The sequence below is a fragment of the Pseudoalteromonas sp. A601 genome (assembly GCF_002165575.1).
Lineage (GTDB): Bacteria > Pseudomonadota > Gammaproteobacteria > Enterobacterales > Alteromonadaceae > Pseudoalteromonas.
Genome location: NZ_MXQF01000035.1, coordinates 17352 through 38499, shown reverse-complemented (window position 1 = coordinate 38499; position 21148 = coordinate 17352). Strand labels below are relative to the sequence as shown.

Annotated in this window: 21 protein-coding genes; 14 read left to right on the top strand and 7 right to left on the bottom strand. The window is 39.7% G+C overall.

Going from position 1 to position 21148, the window contains the following annotated elements; all coding sequences use genetic code 11:
• Nucleotides 1–63 precede the first annotated feature (63 nt).
• Together B5G52_RS18745 and B5G52_RS18740 are read right to left on the bottom strand one after the other, a co-directional pair.
• Nucleotides 64–510 (bottom strand): DUF3010 family protein, encoded by a 447-nt coding sequence (locus B5G52_RS18745; RefSeq protein WP_087534174.1) that lies wholly within the window; start codon nucleotides 508–510, stop codon nucleotides 64–66.
• 64 nt (nucleotides 511–574) lie between these two features.
• The gene (locus B5G52_RS18740) at nucleotides 575–1093 is read right to left on the bottom strand and encodes an endonuclease/exonuclease/phosphatase family protein (protein WP_176372585.1); all 519 of its coding nucleotides are present in this window, start codon (nucleotides 1091–1093) and stop codon (nucleotides 575–577) included.
• Between the two features lie 258 nt (nucleotides 1094–1351).
• On the opposite strand from B5G52_RS18740, the gene thrS reads away from it, so the two are divergent.
• The 6 genes from thrS to B5G52_RS18710 all read left to right on the top strand — a co-directional run bounded on the left by thrS (nucleotide 1352) and on the right by B5G52_RS18710 (nucleotide 6729).
• Nucleotides 1352–3262, top strand: a complete 1911-nt coding sequence (gene thrS, locus B5G52_RS18735) for a threonine--tRNA ligase (RefSeq protein ID WP_087534173.1) — start codon at nucleotides 1352–1354, stop codon at nucleotides 3260–3262.
• A gap of 59 nt (nucleotides 3263–3321) precedes the next feature.
• On the top strand, nucleotides 3322–3882 hold the full coding sequence (gene infC, locus B5G52_RS18730) for a translation initiation factor IF-3 (RefSeq protein ID WP_087534172.1): 561 nt from the start codon (nucleotides 3322–3324) through the stop codon (nucleotides 3880–3882).
• Nucleotides 3883–4093: 211 nt separating this feature from the next.
• On the top strand, nucleotides 4094–4294 hold the full coding sequence (gene rpmI, locus B5G52_RS18725; RefSeq protein WP_004587840.1) for a 50S ribosomal protein L35: 201 nt from the start codon (nucleotides 4094–4096) through the stop codon (nucleotides 4292–4294).
• Nucleotides 4295–4309: 15 nt separating this feature from the next.
• Nucleotides 4310–4672 carry a 50S ribosomal protein L20 gene (gene rplT, locus B5G52_RS18720; protein ID WP_008110477.1) on the top strand — a complete coding sequence of 121 codons (363 nt, stop codon included), beginning with the start codon at nucleotides 4310–4312 and terminating at the stop codon, nucleotides 4670–4672.
• Between the two features lie 162 nt (nucleotides 4673–4834).
• Nucleotides 4835–5908, top strand: coding sequence for a sensor histidine kinase (locus B5G52_RS18715; protein WP_087534171.1), 1074 nt, complete (start codon nucleotides 4835–4837; stop codon nucleotides 5906–5908).
• On the top strand, nucleotides 5905–6729 hold the full coding sequence (locus B5G52_RS18710; protein WP_087534170.1) for a LytTR family DNA-binding domain-containing protein: 825 nt from the start codon (nucleotides 5905–5907) through the stop codon (nucleotides 6727–6729). The genes B5G52_RS18715 and B5G52_RS18710 overlap by 4 nt, the downstream gene beginning before the upstream one ends.
• Before the next feature lie 97 nt (nucleotides 6730–6826).
• Here B5G52_RS18710 and pyk read toward each other — a convergent pair whose 3' ends face one another.
• On the bottom strand, nucleotides 6827–8263 hold the full coding sequence (gene pyk, locus B5G52_RS18705; protein WP_087534169.1) for a pyruvate kinase: 1437 nt from the start codon (nucleotides 8261–8263) through the stop codon (nucleotides 6827–6829).
• Between the two features lie 368 nt (nucleotides 8264–8631).
• On the opposite strand from pyk, the gene gndA reads away from it, so the two are divergent.
• Entirely contained in the window at nucleotides 8632–10005 is a 1374-nt protein-coding gene (gene gndA, locus B5G52_RS18700) for an NADP-dependent phosphogluconate dehydrogenase (RefSeq protein ID WP_087534168.1), read from the top strand.
• A 115-nt stretch (nucleotides 10006–10120) separates the two neighbouring features.
• Here the strand turns inward: gndA and B5G52_RS18695 are convergent, their stop codons facing one another.
• Nucleotides 10121–10633, bottom strand: coding sequence for a DUF2062 domain-containing protein (locus B5G52_RS18695; RefSeq protein ID WP_087534185.1), 513 nt, complete (start codon nucleotides 10631–10633; stop codon nucleotides 10121–10123).
• A gap of 21 nt (nucleotides 10634–10654) precedes the next feature.
• Here B5G52_RS18695 and B5G52_RS18690 point away from each other — a divergent pair, with 21 nt between their 5' ends.
• The 7 genes from B5G52_RS18690 to tcdA are packed head-to-tail and all read left to right on the top strand — an operon-like array spanning nucleotide 10655 to nucleotide 18074.
• Nucleotides 10655–12877 carry a DNA internalization-related competence protein ComEC/Rec2 gene (locus B5G52_RS18690; RefSeq protein ID WP_254911249.1) on the top strand — a complete coding sequence of 741 codons (2223 nt, stop codon included), beginning with the start codon at nucleotides 10655–10657 and terminating at the stop codon, nucleotides 12875–12877.
• Between the two features lie 58 nt (nucleotides 12878–12935).
• Complete coding sequence (msbA, locus tag B5G52_RS18685) at nucleotides 12936–14681, top strand: lipid A export permease/ATP-binding protein MsbA (RefSeq protein ID WP_087534166.1); 1746 nt, start codon at nucleotides 12936–12938, stop codon at nucleotides 14679–14681.
• The gene (lpxK, locus tag B5G52_RS18680) at nucleotides 14678–15658 is read left to right on the top strand and encodes a tetraacyldisaccharide 4'-kinase (RefSeq protein ID WP_087534165.1); all 981 of its coding nucleotides are present in this window, start codon (nucleotides 14678–14680) and stop codon (nucleotides 15656–15658) included. Before msbA ends, lpxK begins: the two co-directional genes overlap by 4 nt.
• Nucleotides 15648–15845: a Trm112 family protein gene (locus B5G52_RS18675; RefSeq protein WP_087534164.1), complete on the top strand. Its 198-nt coding sequence runs from the start codon at nucleotides 15648–15650 to the stop codon at nucleotides 15843–15845. The genes lpxK and B5G52_RS18675 overlap by 11 nt, the downstream gene beginning before the upstream one ends.
• Nucleotides 15833–16606 carry a 3-deoxy-manno-octulosonate cytidylyltransferase gene (kdsB, locus tag B5G52_RS18670; RefSeq protein WP_087534163.1) on the top strand — a complete coding sequence of 258 codons (774 nt, stop codon included), beginning with the start codon at nucleotides 15833–15835 and terminating at the stop codon, nucleotides 16604–16606. Before B5G52_RS18675 ends, kdsB begins: the two co-directional genes overlap by 13 nt.
• Complete coding sequence (locus B5G52_RS18665; protein WP_087534162.1) at nucleotides 16599–17273, top strand: TIGR01621 family pseudouridine synthase; 675 nt, start codon at nucleotides 16599–16601, stop codon at nucleotides 17271–17273. The genes kdsB and B5G52_RS18665 overlap by 8 nt, the downstream gene beginning before the upstream one ends.
• On the top strand, nucleotides 17274–18074 hold the full coding sequence (tcdA, locus tag B5G52_RS18660; RefSeq protein WP_087534161.1) for a tRNA cyclic N6-threonylcarbamoyladenosine(37) synthase TcdA: 801 nt from the start codon (nucleotides 17274–17276) through the stop codon (nucleotides 18072–18074).
• Here the strand turns inward: tcdA and B5G52_RS18655 are convergent.
• From B5G52_RS18655 to B5G52_RS18645, 3 genes are all read right to left on the bottom strand, one after another.
• A complete protein-coding gene (locus tag B5G52_RS18655) occupies nucleotides 18071–18487 on the bottom strand; it encodes a SufE family protein (protein ID WP_087534160.1) in 417 nt (138 codons plus the stop codon). The genes tcdA and B5G52_RS18655 overlap by 4 nt on opposite strands.
• Nucleotides 18488–18500: 13 nt before the next feature.
• Nucleotides 18501–19715, bottom strand: coding sequence for a SufS family cysteine desulfurase (locus B5G52_RS18650; protein ID WP_087534159.1), 1215 nt, complete (start codon nucleotides 19713–19715; stop codon nucleotides 18501–18503).
• A 110-nt stretch (nucleotides 19716–19825) separates the two neighbouring features.
• Nucleotides 19826–21112: a citrate synthase gene (locus tag B5G52_RS18645; RefSeq protein WP_087534158.1), complete on the bottom strand. Its 1287-nt coding sequence runs from the start codon at nucleotides 21110–21112 to the stop codon at nucleotides 19826–19828.
• Nucleotides 21113–21148: the final 36 nt, after the last annotated feature.

Genomic DNA, 21148 nt, shown 5'->3' with positions numbered 1-21148 from the left:
CTGGAAGTGGTTTATTCTCTCGCGTTTTAATGTCTAGGTTGTAAAAATTAGTTAGCTATTTTTTTATACATCATCACTACGGTATGTTTTACGCATAATATAAACATAGGCGTTAATAAATGCATTTTCTTGGTATTTTTTAAGGCCAGTATCTTCAAAATCAATAGGCACTGGGTTACGTTTAAGTTGCTCTTTAATTGTGGTCGGGCTAAAAACTTGCACGTCAAGGTTTTCAATTAGCTGGATAGCAGTTTCCATTTTGAAACCTTTTGCACTACCTGCGAACTTACCTTTTGGCTGGCGCTCACGAATGGCGACAGAATCAATTTGATAATCTTGCATTAATTTAGCAAAATCAAACTGAAATTTACGCATGATCTCTGTGTCATTGCCATTACCAAGGGTAAAGCGTGTTTGACGTACATCGCGAATATCAAATACGTCGTTGTCTTTACTTAAAATACACAGGAGCACGTCGCTACCTGTTATTTCTACACCGCATGTTCTCATTAGTTTTTCTCTAAAAATCTAGTTACTGTCATTATATCAATTAACTTTATTAAAAGCAGTGCATTTAATAAATGATTTCGATGCCAATTCCACCATGGTCGCTTGAGCAAATATCTTCTGCCATTTGGTCTGGCTTTAAGTGATCATTAAAACTTAAATAGTTCAATGAGGTTATTTTTGATAGTGCACATTGGTTATTAAAGTGGCCAGATAAAAGAATGTAATCAAGTACGTTTGCTCTGCCACGATAATAGTGACTCGGTGCTCGGGCTTTGTTTTGCTGATGTTGCTCACTTAAACTAAATGCATCGGTTAAGCCAACAATAGGTTGTGCTAACTCTTTACATGGCTCGCAACTAATAGGGTGAAAGCCTTGTGTCATAAATGATAGAGCAGGGCTATCTATAGAGTCATTAAAGTCACCGGTAACGATTGTTGCACCGTTTTGCTCTCGCTGAGTTTTAAGAGCATCGTAATAGATAATTGATGCCTCTAATGAGCGAGAAATTTGCGATTGCATCATACCCACTGTTTGCTGTAATAAATTGAGGCTTGCGATACGTATCGATTTTTGACAACTCATAATGATTTCTCACAGCAAAAATTAGTCTAAGTATGAAATGCGCGGCTTATTTGTCAATTTGTCGGGGTAAATACTTGTATTTCACTGTTTCAGGCGCGACAATAGTGCCGCACTTAGCAAGACTCAACAGGTGCATTAACCGTAAATGGTTAACGATAACAATGCTTATTCGTAAAAGCGTTGTGGAGTTACTTATTTTTAATTTATTTAAATACATGTGATGCATTGTAGGCGTCACCACTGTACAAAGGATTTATAATGCCAGTTATTACCCTCCCTGACGGCAGTCAGCGTAGTTTTGAAAACCCAGTTAGTACTCTTGATGTAGCCAACGATATCGGCCCCGGCCTTGCTAAAGCGACCATTGCTGGTCGTGTTAATGGTGAGCGTGTTGATGCATGCGATTTAATTTCTGAAGATTCACGCTTAGAAATTATCACCGCTAAAGATGACGATGGGTTAGAGATCATTCGTCACTCATGTGCTCACTTAATAGGTCATGCTGTTAAACAGTTATTCCCTGAAGCAAAAATGGCAATTGGCCCAACAATCGATAATGGTTTTTACTATGATATCGATATGGAACACTCACTAAGTCAAGAAGACTTAGATGCCATTGAAAAGCGCATGTTACAACTTGCTAAAACAAACTACGACGTAGTGAAAAAAACCGTCAGCTGGCAAGAAGCGCGCGATGCATTTGAAGCGCGCGGCGAAACATACAAAATTGAAATCTTAGACGAGAATATCGCCAAAGATGACCGCCCAGGTCTGTATCATCATGAAGAATATGTTGATATGTGCCGTGGCCCACACGTACCAAATATGAAATTCTGCCAACACTTCAAAATTATGAAAGTGGCAGGTGCTTATTGGCGTGGTGATTCAGAAAACAAAATGCTACAACGTATTTATGGCACCGCTTGGGGCGATAAAAAACAACTCAAAGCATATTTAAAGCGCTTAGAAGAAGCTGAAAAACGTGATCACCGCCGTATTGGTAAAGCACTTGATTTATGGCACTGGCAAGAAGAAGCACCAGGCATGGTATTTTGGCACAACGATGGTTGGAGCATTTACCGTGAGCTTGAAGAGTTTGTACGTGAAAAACTACGTGAGTACCAGTACGAAGAAGTAAAAGGTCCAATGATGATGGACCGCTCGTTATGGGAAAAATCAGGTCACTGGGATAAATATTCAGATGCGATGTTTACAACTGAGTCTGAAAAGCGTGAGTATGCAATCAAGCCAATGAACTGCCCAGGTCATGTGCAGATTTTTAATCAAGGTTTAAAATCTTACCGCGACTTACCACTGCGTATGGCAGAGTTTGGTTGTTGTCACCGTAATGAACCGTCAGGTGCATTACACGGACTAATGCGTGTTCGTGGTTTTACCCAAGATGATGCCCACGTTTTCTGTACAGAAGACCAAGTGATGGATGAAGTATCATCATGTATCAAAATGGTTTATGACACGTACGAAACGTTTGGCTTTGAAAAAATAGCTGTTAAGCTTTCGACTCGCCCTGAAAAGCGTATCGGCGAAGACGAAATTTGGGATAAAGCCGAGCAAGCGCTGGCTGATGCACTTAAAGCAAATGACATTGAATTTGATTATTTACCGGGTGAAGGTGCCTTCTACGGCCCTAAAATTGAATTTACTTTGTACGATTGCTTAGACAGAGCGTGGCAGTGTGGTACAGTGCAACTAGATTTTGCATTACCGGGTCGTTTAGGTGCTACCTATGTTGCTGAAAACAACGAACGTCGCACACCCGTAATGATTCACCGTGCTATTTTAGGGTCAATTGAACGCTTTATTGGTATTTTGACCGAAGAATATGCAGGTTTATTCCCAACGTGGCTTGCGCCTAAGCAAGTGGTGATTATGAATATCACCGATAAACAAGCTGATTATGTGCACGAAATTGTACAAAAATTAAATAAACTTGGAATTAGAGCCGCTGCTGACTTGAGAAATGAGAAGATTGGCTTTAAAATCCGAGAACATACATTAAAACGTATTCCTTACTTACTTGTTGTTGGCGATAAAGAAGTTGAACAACAAGAAGTAGCAGTACGTACCCGCACAGGTGAAGACTTGGGCAAATTTAACGTTGATGATTTCGTCGCTAAAATTAGTGAAGAAATTAAAAATCGACAATAAAAATCCGGTGTGCAGGGCATTAACACAACTGCTAACTGCACACTTATTATTTGATATTCTTGGAGGAACGTACCATTAGAGGCGGCAAGAAAGGGCAACAAACAGCTCAAAAAAATCGTATCAACGATGAAATTACAGCTAAAGAAGTTCGTTTAATCGACATCGACGGCGAGCAAGCTGGCATTCAAACATTAAGAGATGCGCAAGCTATGGCTGATGAAGCAGGTGTTGATCTAGTAGAGATCAGCCCAAATGCTGAGCCGCCTGTGTGTAAGGTCATGGATTACGGTAAGTTCATCTTTGAAAAAAGCAAAGAACTAAAAGAACAGAAGAAGAAACAAAAGCAAATCCAGATAAAAGAAATCAAATTCCGTCCTGGTACGGATGAAGGTGATTATCAGGTTAAGCTTCGTAACTTACGTAAGTTCTTAGAAGCGGGTGATAAAGCTAAAATCACTATTCGTTTCCGTGGCCGTGAAATGGCGCACCAAGAAATTGGTATTGAACTACTAAACCGTATTAAAGCTGATTTAGAAGAACTTGCACAAGTTGAGTCTTTCCCAAATCGTGTTGAGGGACGTCAAATGGTTATGATGATGTCTCCTATTGCAAAAAAGTAATAAACGAGCTAAAATACGCACCGAATTTAGCTCAGGTCTACAAGTAATATGCAAGTATTCACCTGAGTTAACCGGTTTTAAAGTAAAACTGCGGCATTTATGTTGAGTTTTCACCGGAATATGGCAGTAAGTTAGGCCTAAAAGTGGAGCTATAGCAATATATCTCACGCCTGCTTACTAATTTTAAAGCAATACATTTGGAGTTATTGCAATGGCTTATAAGCTAAAAAGTCACAGAGGCGCTGCTAAGCGTTTCAAGAAAACTGCTTCTGGTGGTTTCAAGCGTAAACAAGCGCATCTTCGTCACATTCTGACTAAGAAAACTTCTAAGCGTAAGTTACACCTACGTCCTAAGATGATGGTTCATAAAAATGACCATGGTCTAGTTTCACGTATGTTACCATTCGCTTAATAGGGGTTTTTAGAAATGGCAAGAGTTAAACGCGGCGTTGTCGCACGTGCACGTCACAAAAAAGTTTTAAAACAAGCAAAAGGTTACTACGGAGCACGTTCACGTGTTTACCGCGTAGCTTTCCAGGCTGTTACAAAAGCGGGTCAATACGCTTACCGTGACCGTCGTGCTAAGAAACGTACTTTCCGTCAATTATGGATTGCACGTATCAATGCTGCTTCACGTCAAAATGGTCTGTCTTACAGCCGTTTTATCAATGGTCTTAAAAAGACTTCTGTAGAAATCGATCGTAAGATCCTTGCAGATATCGCTGTTTATGACCAAGTTGCATTCGCAGCGCTTGTTGCAAAAGCAAAAGAAGGCCTAGCGGCAGCTTAAGCTTTTACATATAAGTAGTGAAAAGGAGCCTGAGGCTCCTTTTTTTGTGCCTGTAAGAAAGTACTTTTGCGGTAAGCCTCTTGAAAAGCAAGACAAGAAGTAGTGATCATCACCTTGCTAAACCGATATAATAAATACAAATAATTGAGGTAAAGATAAATTTTGAATTGGCAATCATTAGTCGATAACCGTCAACGTTTTTTCTGGGTATTACAAGTAGCCGGTTGGATTGGTTATGCGCTGGTAAATTACATTGGCTCCAAAGTATTTGAAATGCGCGATATATACGTTTTTGTTATTGTGCTAAATGCGTACGCGGGTTGTTTAATGACTGTGCCACTTCGTTATATGTATCGCAAGGCATGGAATGCATCTCCTTGGATACTCATGTTAGTGGTATTTAGTGCATCTTATGTTACTGGTACATTGTGGGCGGTTGTGCAAAAGTTTAACTTATGGGAAATATACCGCCATGGCTATAGACCCAATGAGTGGTTTTATTATTTCCAACAAGGACTTGATTCGGTTTACATCATTTTATGTTGGAGTGGTTTATATTTTGGCATTAAATATTATCAGTTACTACAAAGTGAGCGCCAAAAAGCATTAAAAGCCACCACAATGGCCCACGAAGCACAATTAAAAATGCTGCGCTATCAGCTTAATCCTCACTTTTTGTTTAATACGCTCAATGCTATATCTACACTTATATTGGTAAAAGAAAATAAAGATGCCAACTTGATGGTATCAAAATTGAGTGACTTTTTACGTTATACACTCAATACCGACCCGATTAAAAAAGTCCCCCTCGAGCAAGAATTACATGCGTTAATGCTGTATCTTGAGATAGAGCGAGTACGTTTTGATGAGCGTTTGAAAGTAAATATAGATATCAGCGATGAAGCAAAGAATGCATTGGTGCCAAGTTTGATATTGCAACCGATCATCGAAAATGCAATTAAATATGCCATAGCTCACTTATCTGAGGGCGGTGAAATTGACATCAAAGCACAAGTTTTTGCTAATGAATTATTATTGGAAGTAGGCGATAATGGACCAGGTACTGAGCTACTCAATGGTCAACTGGTTAATTCACAGGGGGTGGGTGTTGCAAACACCAAAGACCGTTTGAAAACCTTGTATGAGAATAACTATTCGTTTGTGTTATCACACAATACGCCAAGTGGATTAAAAGTGAATCTGCGCGTTCCGTTTGAAAAGGCTGTTAAGAAATGAGCAAGATTAAAACCCTGATTGTCGATGATGAACCGTTAGCCCGTAGAGGTTTAGCGGTAAGGCTTGAAGAGTTTGACGAGATAGAAGTCGTTAAGCTGTGCAGTTCAGGCCAAGAAGCCATTGATGAATGCCAAGCAGGGCAAATAGATTTAGTTTTTTTAGATATTCAAATGCCAGGTATGAATGGTTTTGAGGTTGCACGCGCACTCAGTGAAAGTGTAAGAGCATTACCTGCTATTGTATTCGTTACGGCATTTGATCAGTTCGCGGTCAAAGCATTTGAAATACATGCTTTAGATTATATTCTTAAACCAGTCGATGACAACAGACTAAAACAGGCGGTAGAAAAAGTGCATACCTACTTAAAAACGCAGCAAGACAACGCCCATAAAAAGAAATTAGCGAGTTTTGTAGCGGGAATAACCGGTAACAATTGCGAAGAGATCTTAAAAAAATTAGCAACTGGCGATACCTTGTCAGATAAACGTTACCCAGAATCATTAGCTGTAAAAGAGCAGGGTGAAATTATTCGTGTTCCTGTAGCGACTATTCAATGGGTTGATGCGGCGGGTGATTATATGTGTTTGCACTGCCAAGATGGCCAGACTCACATACTACGTAAGACCATGAAAGAGTTAGAGCAAGAGTTAGATCCACAATTATTTGTGCGGGTTCACCGCAGTGCTATTGTTAGTACAAAGCAGATCAGTAAATTGGTCACCCAAGTAAGTGGTGAGTACCTGTTAGTGTTAGATAACGGGCAAGAGCTAAAAGTGAGCCGAAGTTATCGCGACAAAGTGAAAGCTGCATTAGCAAGCTAGTATTGCTCAAAGCAAGTTAGTTTATAGGCGATTTTTAGTTAATAAAAAACGCGGGCATTTGTGTGCTCGCGTTTTTTGATTTGAACTAATAGTTGAATTAAGCCACTGTGACTATCTTCATGGTGTTAGTTGCACCAACAGTTTCCATTGCATCACCATGAGTGATGATCACTGTATCACCTGATTTTAATGAACCGGCAGCCACTAACGTATTTAGCGCATCTTTTACCATGTTATCTTTTTCACATTGTGTCGAATCGAAGAACACTGGGTATACACCACGGTAAAGTGCTGTTTGTCCTAATGTACTTGCATGACGAGACAGTGAGAAAATTGGCAAACCAGAGCTAATACGTGACATAAGTTTAGCTGTGCTGCCTGACTCTGTTAATGTTACGATTGCTTTCACTGAATCTAAGTGATTAGCAGCGTACATTGCAGATAGTGCGATTGATTCAGCGTTTGATGAAAAACGACTGTCTAAACGGTGTTTTGATACATGGGTCTCTTTTTGTGATTCAGCACCTAAACAAACACGTGCCATTGTTGCAACGGTTTCTTCAGGGTAATCACCGGCAGCAGTTTCAGCTGAAAGCATCACCGCATCAGTGCCATCAAGTACAGCGTTTGCAACATCCATAACCTCAGCACGCGTTGGCATTGGGTTATCAATCATTGATTCCATCATTTGTGTTGCTGTCACAACAGTACGGTTTAACGAACGGGCACGACGTATAATCAGCTTTTGCTTACCCATAAGCGCAGCATCACCAATTTCAACCCCTAAATCACCACGTGCAACCATAACTGCATCTGAAGCAAGTACGATGTCATCAACGGCTTCAACGGTTTCAACAGCTTCAGCACGTTCAATTTTAGCAAGTAATTGTGCTTTAGAACCAGCAGCTTCTGCAAGTGAGCGTACATAACGCATGTCATCACCACTGCGTGGGAATGATACGGCGATGTAATCAACATCTATTTCAGCAGCTGTAAGTAAATCTTCTTTATCTTTTTCAGTAAATGCAGGGGCTGTTAAACCACCACCTAAACGGTTGATACCTTTATTATTCGATAAAACACCGCCAACAGTAACCGAAGTGTGTACTAGGTGGCCTTCAACACTTTCTACTGTTAATTGAATTAAACCATCGTTTAATAAAAGTAGATCGCCAGGTGATACATCTTGTGGCAATTCTTTATAGTCGATACCAACGGCATTTACATCGCCTTGGCCTTTTTCCATTTTTGCATCAAGGATAAACTTAGCACCTACATCTAAAGTTACTTTACCTTCTTTGAAGGTAGATACACGAATTTTAGGGCCTTGTAAATCGGCTAAAATTGCGATGTGCTTGCCTAAATTTTTTGCGATATCACGAACAGCTTGTGCTCGGTCTTTATGATCTTGGGCTACGCCATGTGAGAAGTTCAAACGCACTACGTTTGCACCAGCACGGATTATTTTTTCTAGGTTGTTATCACGATCGGTTGCAGGTCCAAGGGTAGCGACTATTTTTGTGCGTCTAAGCATCAAATTCTCCTGTAGGCTTACAAGGTAAGCAGGTTGACGGTTATATTCGTTTTTAAATATTTGTGTTTATACACAAATATGGGGTTTTAAGGCAGTGTGAACACATTATATAAACAAAGTGTTATTTAATTGCTGCCAATATTTATACAAAATTAATATTACGACATTATGACACCGGTGTCAGCGTCAGTCAATGTTCTAATTGATGTTAAATAATCCCTGTGATGCGCGTTGTTTGATATAATACCTAGGCGTGTATTTAGAGCGGTTACTTTAACTCAGGCTCGCATTTTTGAGCGGCTTGGGTATAATGCGCGCGGTATTATTTTCATTTACTAACCAATAGTTGTTACCGAGGAGGACACTAAATGCAAGTTGCATTAGTAGGGTTAGGCGTTATGGGTAAAAATCTGGCTCTAAACCTGATAGAAAAAGGGCTGACACTCGTAGCTTATGATAAAAACCCCGATGCGGGCGAAGAGTTATTAAGTTGTGCTAAATCTCAAGGCATGGCGGACCGTCTGCATATTGTGTCTGATTTAAATGACATGGTTAAAAGGTTAACAGCACCTCGTTCAATTTTACTGTTAGTACCTGCTGGTGAACTGGTTGATAAAGTGTGTACTGAACTAGTAGAAGCTGGCGTTGATTGTAACGATATTATTGTTGATTGTGGTAACAGTAACTACAAAGATGGCATAACTCGTAAATTAAAGTATCAAAACAAATTTGAGTTTGCCACTATGGGGATTTCTGGCGGTGCCGAAGGTGCACGTCATGGGCCAGCAATGATGGCCAGTGGATCAGAGGGCGGTTGGGAGCGTGTCGAGCCATGGTTTGAAAAAGTGGCTGCCAGTTACAAAGGTGAGTCATGTTTTGCTCGAGTAGGTCAATCAGCAAGCGGACACTTTGTGAAGATGGTTCATAATGGTATTGAATATGCTTTGATGCAACTTATCGCTGAAATGTATCAGTTACTTCGTTTAGGAACGAACCGTTCACCAAAAGAAGTAGCAGCTATTTTTGAGCAGTGGGCAGAAGGCGACTTAAACAGCTATTTATTATCCATTTCTAGCCATATTTTATCTTTAGAAACAGACAATGATGAGTCATTAGTTGATTTAATTGACAATAAAGTCGGTGCTAAAGGCACAGGTCTTTGGACTGCACAAAACGCTCTAGAGCTTGGTATTGCCGTTCCATCGTTAGTAGCGGCTGTGCAAGCTCGTCACTTAACTAACACCTGTGATACTCATGCTGCAAAAGAAATGACTTACGCTGCAAAATCTACCACTGAGGTTAAACTTGATTTAGATGAGCTTAAAGATGCATTTCTACTGGCTAGTTTATTGGCTTATCGCCAAGGTCTTGCGTTAATCAAAGGAGCATCACGTGCGCATCAGTGGAAAGTCGATTTATCGAAAACGCTACAGACATGGCGTGCTGGTTGTATTATTCGTGCCGATTACTTAGATAATATCGCACAAGGTGTCGAGTTTATTGATACACTTGAAAATGAAGCTGTTTCATTACGTAAAATCACCGGTCAAGCAATGATGACAGGCTTAGCATTCCCAGTGTTAAGTTCTACACAGACTTATTTTTCAACACTAACAACCCCAAGCAATGGGCACTTAGTCCAAGCTCAGCGTGATTATTTTGGTGAGCATGGCATTAAAACCCATGGTGGTGAAATCTGTCATTTAACTGATTTAGTCGAGATTGACGCTAAAGTACGTTAATCAGTTTTAAAGCTCTAGCATCGCGGAGTCTACTAAAAAGCCAGCTAATTTAGCTGGCTTTTTTGATTTGTTCTATATTTGGTACAAACGTAGCGTTTGACTATAATTTATTAACTTAGTCTTTTATGTGACGATTTAGCCATGCTTTACGTACTGAGCGTCGCCAAAGTAAATCAATGCCAAAGTAGCCTATTACCGAAGCGGCTGTTGCACATATCACAGAACCCAATAAAAACGCAGGGCCAATAGTGGTAAGGCTTTCGATGAACCATTGCCAACTTGGTTCAAAAGCAAAGTGTTGCTCAGGCTGTCCAAGTGCAATGGTACCAACTAAGTATGAACAATAAAAAATAGGCGGCATTGTTAATGGGTTGGTGATCCAAACAACGGCAACAGATATAGGCAGATTGACCCTTAAAGGAATAGCGAGCGCTGCGGCTAAAACCATCTGAAAAGGAACAGGGATGAAAGCAAAGAATAAACCGACAGAAAATGCGCCTCGCGCGGAACGTCGATTTAGGTGCCATAGGTTTGCATCGTGGAGTAAACGGCCAAAAATTTGTAAAAATTTATGCTGTTTAATCGTATTGTGATCGGGTAAAAACCGTTGGATCGTTTTCTTAGCCATTTAAAGCAACCATTTACATCAGTGTGGTTAAGCATTGGGTTTGTTATTGGCTGCGTTACAACCGTTTTTTATTATCAGACCCTTGTATTTACTCTCTTAACATTATCTATAGTGATAACGAGCGTGTATTTTAAGCCGTTTTTGCCCGTATTGTTAGGTTTTATTTGCGGGATTTTAGCTGTTTGGGTACATTTTTCATGTTTTTATGCAATTTCTTATTCCAGTGTGACTGAAAATCAATCAAGAATCGTGACATTTGATGTTGTTGAGATTATTTCTAAGCGTGATAACTATTATTTAAAAGCGAAACTTCATAACCCACGAAACATAATTAGCTTTAAAGCTCCACAGGCATTAGTGAGTCTAAAAACCGGTGCAGACATCGCTATAGGTGACAGAATAACGACTCGGCTTAAATTAACTAAGTTCCGCAGTCAAAAAAATTTTCATGGCTTTGATAGAGAGCGTTACTCGTTTAGTCAGCGGTTATTTTTTAAGGCAAAACAAGCTTCCTCATCTTTACAAATAATAAAACCGAATAAAGTCAGTAGCATTCAAGCATATCGTCATTTTATTAAAGCCACTTACGATGATACTCAGATGAGTTGGCTTTATTATGCTCTATTGACTGGGGATAGAGCGTTAATGTCGTATGAACAAAAACAAACCATACAACAGTTTGGTTTAAGTCATTTGTTAGCTATTTCTGGTTTGCATATTGGTCTGATGTTTGGCATTGGATATTTTATCACCAAGCACATAGTGCATGTTTTTATAACTTTTATAAATCAAACCGTTAATCTTTCACTCATTTATAGCACAGGAGGGTTCATTTTAGCGTTTTGTTATGTGTATTTAAGTGACTTTCTAGTTTCAGCCACGCGTGCGTTAATTATGTTGGGGTGTTATTTGCTCGTCTATTTTTATTCTAAGCAAGCTTTAAAGTGGCAGAGTCTATTATATGCACTGGTACTTACTTTAGCAATTGATCCATTTAGCTTGCTAAATCCTGGGCTATATTTTTCATTTTGTGCCGTTGCGATTATTTTTTTAATCTTAAATAAGTTATCGAGTTTTCGTGGTGGTTTTTTCGCATTATTGAGAAATTTAACTGTTATACAATGTGCGCTGTTTATAGGTTTACTACCATTATCTTTATATTTTTTTAATGGAGTTAGCTTAATCGGTTTAGCAGTTAACTTGATTGCGATCCCTTTATTGAGTTTTGTGATCATGCCATGTTTAGTACTGTTTACCTCGCTTAGTATTTTCATCAGCATTGAGCCAATAATTCAAATTTTAGATAGCTTATTAAACCTCTGTTTCAGCGCTCTTTTGAATGTCCCAAATGAATACCGCTGGCTTAGTTCGCATACCTTGAGTTTGGTGTTAGTGCAGACATTTTATCTTAGTGGGATTATTTTCTATCTCTTACCTACAAAAAAAATATTGGCGTTAATTCCTTTGTTTCTAGCGCTAGTTGATACTCTTTTGCAAGTAAAGCCTACTTGGCAACTCGATGTGTTTGATGTGGGCCACGGCACTATGGTCTTGATAAGTAAAAATGCTAAAGGCTTTGTTTATGATTTAGGGCCTATCTATTTTAACCAATATACTCGTGTCCATTCGTATTTGTTACCCCACATTCAAAACAACGCAATTACCGTTGAGCATTCTGTGGTAAGCCATATGGATAAAGATCATGCAGGGGGACTAAAGCCATGGTTAGCACAGGGGTATTTAGAAACGTTTAATTTATTACAACCCAACGGGCCTGAGCAAGGGTGTTTAGCTAAACAGTTTAGGTTTCAAGGTTTAGATTTTACAGTGAGCAAAAACTTAGGGAATTTTACTTCGGATAATGATAACTCATGTGTGATCCATATATCAGATGGCGCATTCAGTGTGTTGTTACCTGGAGATATTACAATGCAACGTGAACATGAATTAATCAAGCAAAACGAACATTTAAAAAGCACCATATTGTTAAGCCCTCATCACGGAAGTAAAACATCATCAAGCGACGAATTTGTGAATGCTGTAAGCCCACAGGTTGTATTGCATTCAACATCTTATAAAGGGCAGTGGGGTTTACCCCATGAAGAGGTTGTAAAACGCTATCAAAAAAAACACGCTCAGCAGTATTCAACAGCTATACATGGCCAAATTAGTATCAAATTTTATCAAAATGAATACAAAATTGAATACGCACGCGCACAAAGTTATTGGTTTCTAAAAGATTGAGTTTAGTTTTGTGTTGCTGGAGGCTACAATAGTCCCAGACTATGAATTAGAGAGTGTTATGGATCAAACTACATCGCAAATCTACAAGCGCTTATTAACCTACGTGGGTGATTATAAGAGTATCGCAATTTTAGCTGTGGTGGGCATGATTGGCTATTCAGCCATGGATGCTTTATTTATTCAACTAATGAAACCTTTTATTGATCAGGGCTTAAATGAACGTAATAGTGACGTACTAAAATATGCACCATTTGTTGTGGTTGCACTTGTGTTTGGTCGTGGGTTTTTCAATTACATGTCATCATATTGCTTGAGTTATGTAGGCTCGCAAGTGGTGCGTTCATTACGACAACAATTATTTGAGCATATCCTGCATTTACCTGTCTCTTTTCATGACAAAAATTCTACTGGCGATTTAATATCTAAAATCACTTTTGATACTGAGCAAGTACAACAAGCGATTACTAAAGCTATGTTAATCGTGGTGCGTGAAGGCGCATTTGTGGTGTTTTTACTTACAGTGATGTTCTACACCAGTTGGAAGTTGTCTTTAATATTTTTGATCATTATTCCATTAGTGGCGATTATTGTCAGTGTGGTGTCAAAACGCTTTCGTCACATATCTAAAAATATACAATCAGCGATGGGGCAAGTGACCCGCAGCTCAGAACAAATGCTCAGTGGCCATAAAGTAATACATGGCTTTGGCGGTCAAAAGCAAGAAATTGATCAGTTTGCTACTATCAATAACCACAATCGCCAGCAACGCATTAAAATGGATGCTACAAAAGCGCTGAGTGTCTCAGTGATTCAAATTTTAGCTGCCAGTGCTATGGCCGTTATTTTATTTGTTGTTTCTATGCCATCGATGATCGACACCATCAGCTCTGGTGATTTTGTTGTGCTTATTTCATCAATGATGATGTTGTTACGTCCACTTAAGCAACTCGCTAACGTCAATAGTGATTTACAACGCGGTATTTCTGCTGCACAAAGTATTTTTTTAGTACTGGACGAAGAAGTAGAAAAAGATACCGGTTCAGTCACTGTTGATAAAGTAACAGGGTTAATCGAAGTTAAAAATGTGACTTTTAATTACCCAACGAAAGAAGAGCCCGTGTTACGCGATTTATCACTAACCATTAAAGCCGGAGAAAGTATTGCTTTAGTTGGCCGTTCAGGCTCGGGCAAATCAACTATCTCCAATTTACTACCGCGTTATTATGACTTACAAGCACCTAGCGAAATATTATTAGACGGTATTGCACTGAGCGACTATAAACTTGCTGATTTACGAAGGCAGTTTGCCTTGGTGTCGCAACAGGTTGTTTTATTTAACGATACCATCGCCAATAATATCAGCTATGGCATTTCAAGAGAGTTAGCTGACGATGAACTGCTAGCGGTTGCTAAACAAGCCCATGTATGGGAATTTGTAAAAGATTTACCTGAAGGTCTAAATACCATGGTGGGTGAAAATGGGGTGATGCTCTCTGGCGGGCAACGCCAGCGTATCGCTATTGCCCGTGCAATCTTGAAAGATGCACCTATTTTGATTTTAGATGAAGCTACATCAGCCCTTGATACTGAATCTGAAAAGCTGATACAACAAGCGCTCGATCAATTAATGAAAGATAAAACATCAATAGTAATTGCCCATCGCCTATCAACAATCGAAAAAAGTGACCGTATTTACGTGATTGATAATGGCCAAGTTATCGAAAGTGGCGATCATCAGGCACTGCTTGAAAATGACGGCACTTATGCTGCTCTATGCAAAATGCAGTTTGGTGAGCAAGGGTGAGTAAAATAGAACAAAGCTGGTATAAAAGCTTTAGCTTTTTAACCTTACTACTTTTGCCATTGAGCGGACTTTATTGGTTGATTTCAACTCTGCGTAGCTTATGCTACAAAGTTGGTCTATTGGAGCAATTCAAAGGCGAAGTACCGGTCATTGTAGTGGGTAATATTAGTGTGGGTGGTAATGGTAAAACACCGTTTGTTATTTGGCTTGCTCAATATTTGCAACAACACGATTTAAACGTTGCTGTTATTAGCCGTGGTTACGGTGGCTGTTCTGATATTTATCCATTAATTGTTGATAGTTCAATTACGACAGCGCAAGCCGGGGATGAGCCTGTACTTATTCAGCGCCGATTAGGTTGTCCAGTTGTTGTGGGCCCTGATCGAAAAGCCAATATAAAGCTGTTAAATGCAAAATACGATTTAGATGTCATTATCTCCGATGACGGCATGCAGCATTATAAAATGGCTCGTGACATAGAGTGTTGCATAGTGGATAGCGAGCGCCGTTTTGGCAATGGATTTTTGATGCCAGCAGGCCCACTGCGAGAAACTACAAAACGTTTAAAATCGGTTGATTTAGTCGTAGAAAACGGAGGTGATGATAACTTTAATTATCAATTACAGGCTTCGGCGTTAATAAATGTGGCAACCGGTGAAAAAACTAAAAATCAATTACATAGCGCGCATGCAATAAGTGCAATTGGCAACCCTACTCGGTTTGAAAATACACTGCAATCCTCGGGTGTTAAGTTACTTTCTACGACTCATTATCGTGATCACTATGCTTATAGCCCCGCTGATTTTGAAAAATATAACGATGACATTGTCATTATGACAGAGAAAGATGCGGTAAAATGCCGTGCTTTTGCTAAACCAAATTGGTACTTTTTACCCGTTGATGCAAAGCCATCAAGCGCGGTAATTAATAAACTCAATCAATTACTTAAAGAAAAAGGGATCCTCGATGGCCTTTGATACAAAATTACTTGAAATTATCGCTTGCCCAGTGTGTAAGGGTAAATTACGCCTAGACAAAGAAAACAACGAATTAATCAGCACGGCAGCAAAGTTAGCTTACCCAGTTGTTGATGACATTCCAGTATTGCTTGAAAACGAAGCGAGGGAGTTAAGTCAAGAAGAGGTAGAAAAGTGGAATTCGTAGTCGTCATTCCAGCGCGTTACGCATCGACTCGACTGCCAGGCAAACCCCTTGCCGATATTTGTGGTAAGCCGATGATCCAGCACGTGTATGAAAAGGCACTTGCATCTGGTGCAAGTAAGGTGGTTATTGCAACCGATCATCAGAAAGTTTTCGAGGTAGTCAACACGTTTACCAGTGATGTGTTGATGACACGTGAAGATCATCACTCTGGCACAGAGCGTTTAGCAGAAGTAATGGATTTACTTAATCTCAGCGATGAGACCATCGTTGTGAATGTACAGGGTGATGAGCCATTACTTGCAGGCGAAAATGTTAGCCAAGTTGCAGCATTGTTAGCTAATTCGGCTGCACCAATGGCTACATTGAGTGTTGCAATTGAAGACATTGAAGAAGTATTTAACCCAAATGCTGTAAAAGTTGTGAGTGATGTTCATAAAAATGCGCTTTATTTTTCCCGTGCCAGCATTCCTTTTGATCGGGCTAACATGATGAATTCAGCTAATAAAGCTTTTGTAGATAAAGCAAACTATCAACGTCATGTCGGTATATATGCTTATCGCGCAGGGTTTATTAAACAGTACATTGAACTTAGCCCTTCACCGCTTGAACAATTAGAGTCTTTAGAGCAGTTACGTGTACTTTATCATGGTCATCAGATTAAAATTGAGCAAGCACACGTAGCACCTCATGCAGGTGTCGACACCCCTGAAGATTTAGCTCGCGTAGTGCACTATTTAAAAAGTAATTCTTTGAGTGAATAAGTCGTTACCTTTAACAGTTATTGCTGAACATAATGACTTTTATGTTATTGAAAAACCGGCAGGGCTCAACTTCCATAGCGAAGAAGGGCCTGGTTTTGTGGTTTTAGCTGAGCAGCAACTGGGTGAAAAGTTATTTGCCGTCCATCGGTTAGATAAAGTTACCTCAGGGTTAATTATATTAGCACGAAGCAGCCAAGCTGCAGCCCAGTTTACTCGACTTTTTACCGCGCATGAGGTTGATAAGTTTTATTTGGCTTTGTCAGACACTAAGCCAAAGAAAAAACAAGGCTGGATAAAAGGGGATATGGCTAAGTCTCGCCGCAGTAGCTTTAAGCTTTTAAAAACCCATACTAACCCAGCAATCACACGGTTTTATTCATTTAGTGTTGCAGCTAATTTACGCGGGTATATTTTAAAGCCGTACTCAGGTAAGACACATCAATTGCGCGTTGCATTGAAAAGTATTGCAGCACCGATTTTAGGTGATGCATTGTATGGTGGTACTGAATCCCAGCGTACCTATTTACATGCTTATGCATTGTGCTTTACCTGGAAAAATGAGCGATTTAAGTTTATTTGCAAACCAAATAGCGACGCCCTTTATGGGCAATTAATTAAACATGATAACTTTCACACATGGCAACAGCCATGGAACTTGGATTGGTAAATGACAGACTCTGTAACAGATATTCGTTTTGGTGGAATAAAACGCTTATATGGACATCAACAATTCGCATGGCTTCAAAATGCGCACTTTTGTGTTATTGGTATCGGTGGTGTCGGCAGTTGGACTGCAGAAGCATTAGCACGAACAGGTGTTGGTAAACTAACGCTGATAGACCTTGATGATATATGTGCAACTAATGTAAATCGCCAAATTCATGCGCTAACAGGCACTGTTGGTGAGGCTAAAGTTGATGCAATGAAAGCACGCTGTCAGCTTATTAACCCTGAATGTGAAATTGAAGTCATTGATGATTTTATTACAGTGGATAATATTCGCGAGCATATCCAAGGTTTTGATTATGTAATTGATTGTATTGATGCAGTCAAAGAAAAAGCGGCACTTATTGCTCATTGTAAGCGTAATAAACTGCCTATAATCACTACCGGTGGTGCAGGCGGGCAAACGGATCCAAGTCAAATAACATTTGGTGATGTAGCAAAATCAACCCAAGATCCGCTGCTTGCTAAAGTTCGCTATATTTTACGTAAACAGTACAACTTTAGTAGCAACCCTAAGCGTAAATTTAATATTGATTGTGTTTATTCTACAGAGCAATTAGTTTACCCAGGTTCAGATGGCAGTGTGTGCCACGCAAAACAAAACGCAGATGGTTCGATGAATATGGATTGTAATAACGGTTTTGGTTCAGTGACTATGATCACAGGAAGCTTTGGCTTTTTTGTAGCAGCCAAAGCGGTTCGTAAATATCTAGATAAAAAGCAGCGATTCGCTAAAGCTTAAAGCGACTTTTGTTCAGCCATTGCTTGAATACGTTCGACAATGGCTTTGATACCATTACCTCGTGAAGGGCTTAAGTGGCTTATTAAACCAAGCTTTTCAAACTCTTCAAATGCATTAATGGCTAACACTTGACTCGGTGTTAAGCCATTATATAAAGATAATATGAGCGCAAGCAGTCCTTTTACAATACGTGTATCTGAATCCCCAATAATAACTAAACAGTTTTCTTGCAGATCAAACTCTAAATACAGCCAAACTTTACTTTCACAGCCGGGTACAAGTGCATCTGATGTTTTTAAAACGTCAGGCATTGTCGGTAATTGTTTACCAAGTAGCATGATTTCACGGTATTTTTGTTGCCATGCGGGGGAATTATTTAGTGTATGAGCGAGTTCTTTAAACGTTTTATTCATTGCTTATCTACTTTTAATCTAATAAAGCGATGCATTCGTGCAGTGCGTTGATGAAAATATCAATATCTTGGTGAGTATTATAAAAGCAAAAGCTTGCTCGTACACTGCCGTTGATACCTAAATGTGCCATTAAAGGTTGGGTACAATGGTGGCCGCTGCGAACGGCAACACCAAATCCATCAAGTAAGGTCGCAATATCAAATGGGTGTTCGTCTTTGTAATTAAAACAAATGGTGCCAATATTATGTTCTAAATTACTGTAAATTGTGATGCCATTGATATCATTTAATTTACTAACCGCATAGTTAAATAGCCGTTGTTCATAGTCGTAGGCTGCATTCTTATCAAGCGCAGCGAGGTAATCTATTGCGGCAGAAAAACCGATTACACCTGCAATATTAGGTGTACCGGCTTCAAATTTAGCAGGTGCATTGCGAAATGTGCTTTGCAAAAGACTCACCGTTTCTATCATTTCACCACCAGTTTGATAGGGCTGTAAGGCATTTAAACGCTCATATTTACCATACAAGCCACCAACGCCGGTTGGGCCTAGCATTTTGTGAGCAGAAAATACATAAAAGTCACAGTCGAGCTTATTTAAATCAGGCTGTAGGTGCATGGCACCTTGAGCACCATCAACAACAGTGATGGTGTTAAATTCTTTCACAGCACTGAGTAGCGGGCTTAGGTTTGTTATATTTCCCAGAGCATTTGATGCATGAGTGAGTGTAAGTACACTTGGCTTTACTTTTTTTAAAAATTCAACACAGGCTGCAATATTCAATGTTGCATCTGCTTCAAGCGGTAATACGTGTAATTTTGCACCGGTTTTAAGTGCTAATTGTTGCCATGGGACTATGTTTGCATGATGCTCAAGCGGGGTAATTACGATACTTGAATTTTTATCAAGTTGCTCAATTAAGCCATTGGCAATGAGATTAAGTGCTTCTGTGGCGCCTTTAGTCCAAACAATTTCGCGGCTTTGCACATTGAAATATTGAGCAACTTTATCACGCGTTTGTTCGTAGGCTGTGGTTGCTTGTTCACTCAGTGAATGGCGACCTCTATGAACATTGGCATTTTGCTGTGAGTAAAAAAGTTCCGTCGCTGTAATGACTGACTGGGGCTTTTGTGACGTTGCAGCAGAGTCTAAATAAACTAAGGGTTGATTGTTTACTTGTTGCGTTAAAATGGGAAAATCAGCACGAATTTTTTCAACAGCAAACATAGAAAAACCAAACAATAAAAAGTAGCAGGGATTGTAATAGCTTTAATATAATTCTCAACTATTAAACACAAAAAAGGTCGCAAAAGCGACCTTTTTAGCATTAATAAAAATTAACGCTTGTCTGTAGATACGTAATCACGGTGTGTGTGACCAGTATAAAGCTGACGTGGGCGGCTGATCTTATGACCAGGTTGAGAAAGCATCTCGTCCCAGTGCGTGATCCAACCTACAGTACGTGCCATTGCAAAAATTACAGTGAACATGCTTGTAGGAATACCGATTGCTTTTAAGATGATACCTGAGTAGAAATCTACGTTAGGGTAAAGTTTCTTCTCAACAAAGTATGGGTCTTCAAGGGCAATTTGCTCAAGCTTCATAGCAATATCAAGCAGTGGATCTTGAATGTTAAGCTCTTCTAATACTTCGTGACACGTTTGACGCATTACTGTAGCACGTGGATCGAAGTTTTTATAAACACGGTGACCAAAGCCCATTAAGCGGAACGGGTCCGCTTTATCTTTTGCTTTAGCTACGTATTCGTCAATACGATCAACTGAACCAATTTCTTCTAACATGTTTAAACATGCTTCATTAGCGCCGCCGTGTGCAGGGCCCCAAAGAGATGCAATACCTGCAGCGATACATGCATACGGGTTAGCACCTGAAGAACCAGCAAGTCGAACAGTCGACGTTGACGCATTTTGTTCGTGGTCAGCGTGAAGCATGAAGATTTTATCCATTGCTTTAGCTGTTACTGGGTTAACTTTGTATTCTTCAGCTGGTACAGAGAACATCATGTGTAAGAAGTTTTCAGCGTAGCTTAGGTCGTTACGTGGGTAAACAAATGGTTGACCAATGTTTGTTTTGTAAGCCATAGCAGCAATAGTAGGTAGTTTTGCAACTAATTTAATTGCGCTTGTTTTACGCTGATTTGCATCAGTAATGTCAAGATCTTCATGGTAGAAAGAAGACAAAGCACCAACAACACCACAAAGCATTGCCATTGGGTGTGCATCAAAACGGAAGCCTTGGAAGAAATTTGCAATTTTCTCATCAAGCATGGTGCTGTGAGTAATTTGTTTTGCAAATTCAGTGTATTGGTCTTTAGTTGGTAACTCACCGTTTAATAGTAAGTAACATAGCTCAATGTAATCTGAACCTTCAGCTAACTGTTCAATCGGGTAACCACGGTGAAGCAAGATACCTTTGCCACCATCAATGTATGTGATTGAAGATTCGCAAGAACCGGTCGACATGAAACCTGGGTCATAAGTGAAGTGGCCATGTGAACCTAGGGTACGTACGTCAATGACATCTTGACCTGCAGTACCTTGGTAAATCGGAAGTTCGATTGGATCTAGACCATCAATATGGACTGTGGCTTTTTTATCCGCCATCTATTTATCTCCTATTAAGATAACAACTCTGATTGT

Coding starts and splice junctions, on each gene's coding strand:
- B5G52_RS18645 (WP_087534158.1), bottom strand. CDS start 21,112: ATGGCGGATAAAAAAGCCACAGTCCATATTGATGGTCTAGATCCAATC.
- pyk (WP_087534169.1), bottom strand. CDS start 8,263: ATGCTTAGACGCACAAAAATAGTCGCTACCCTTGGACCTGCAACCGAT.
- B5G52_RS18710 (WP_087534170.1), top strand. CDS start 5,905: ATGAGCAAGATTAAAACCCTGATTGTCGATGATGAACCGTTAGCCCGT.
- thrS (WP_087534173.1), top strand. CDS start 1,352: ATGCCAGTTATTACCCTCCCTGACGGCAGTCAGCGTAGTTTTGAAAAC.
- rplT (WP_008110477.1), top strand. CDS start 4,310: ATGGCAAGAGTTAAACGCGGCGTTGTCGCACGTGCACGTCACAAAAAA.
- B5G52_RS18675 (WP_087534164.1), top strand. CDS start 15,648: ATGGCCTTTGATACAAAATTACTTGAAATTATCGCTTGCCCAGTGTGT.
- gndA (WP_087534168.1), top strand. CDS start 8,632: ATGCAAGTTGCATTAGTAGGGTTAGGCGTTATGGGTAAAAATCTGGCT.
- rpmI (WP_004587840.1), top strand. CDS start 4,094: ATGGCTTATAAGCTAAAAAGTCACAGAGGCGCTGCTAAGCGTTTCAAG.
- B5G52_RS18650 (WP_087534159.1), bottom strand. CDS start 19,715: ATGTTTGCTGTTGAAAAAATTCGTGCTGATTTTCCCATTTTAACGCAA.
- B5G52_RS18740 (WP_176372585.1), bottom strand. CDS start 1,093: ATGAGTTGTCAAAAATCGATACGTATCGCAAGCCTCAATTTATTACAG.
- B5G52_RS18745 (WP_087534174.1), bottom strand. CDS start 510: ATGAGAACATGCGGTGTAGAAATAACAGGTAGCGACGTGCTCCTGTGT.
- msbA (WP_087534166.1), top strand. CDS start 12,936: ATGGATCAAACTACATCGCAAATCTACAAGCGCTTATTAACCTACGTG.
- tcdA (WP_087534161.1), top strand. CDS start 17,274: ATGACAGACTCTGTAACAGATATTCGTTTTGGTGGAATAAAACGCTTA.
- B5G52_RS18695 (WP_087534185.1), bottom strand. CDS start 10,633: ATGGCTAAGAAAACGATCCAACGGTTTTTACCCGATCACAATACGATT.
- B5G52_RS18655 (WP_087534160.1), bottom strand. CDS start 18,487: ATGAATAAAACGTTTAAAGAACTCGCTCATACACTAAATAATTCCCCC.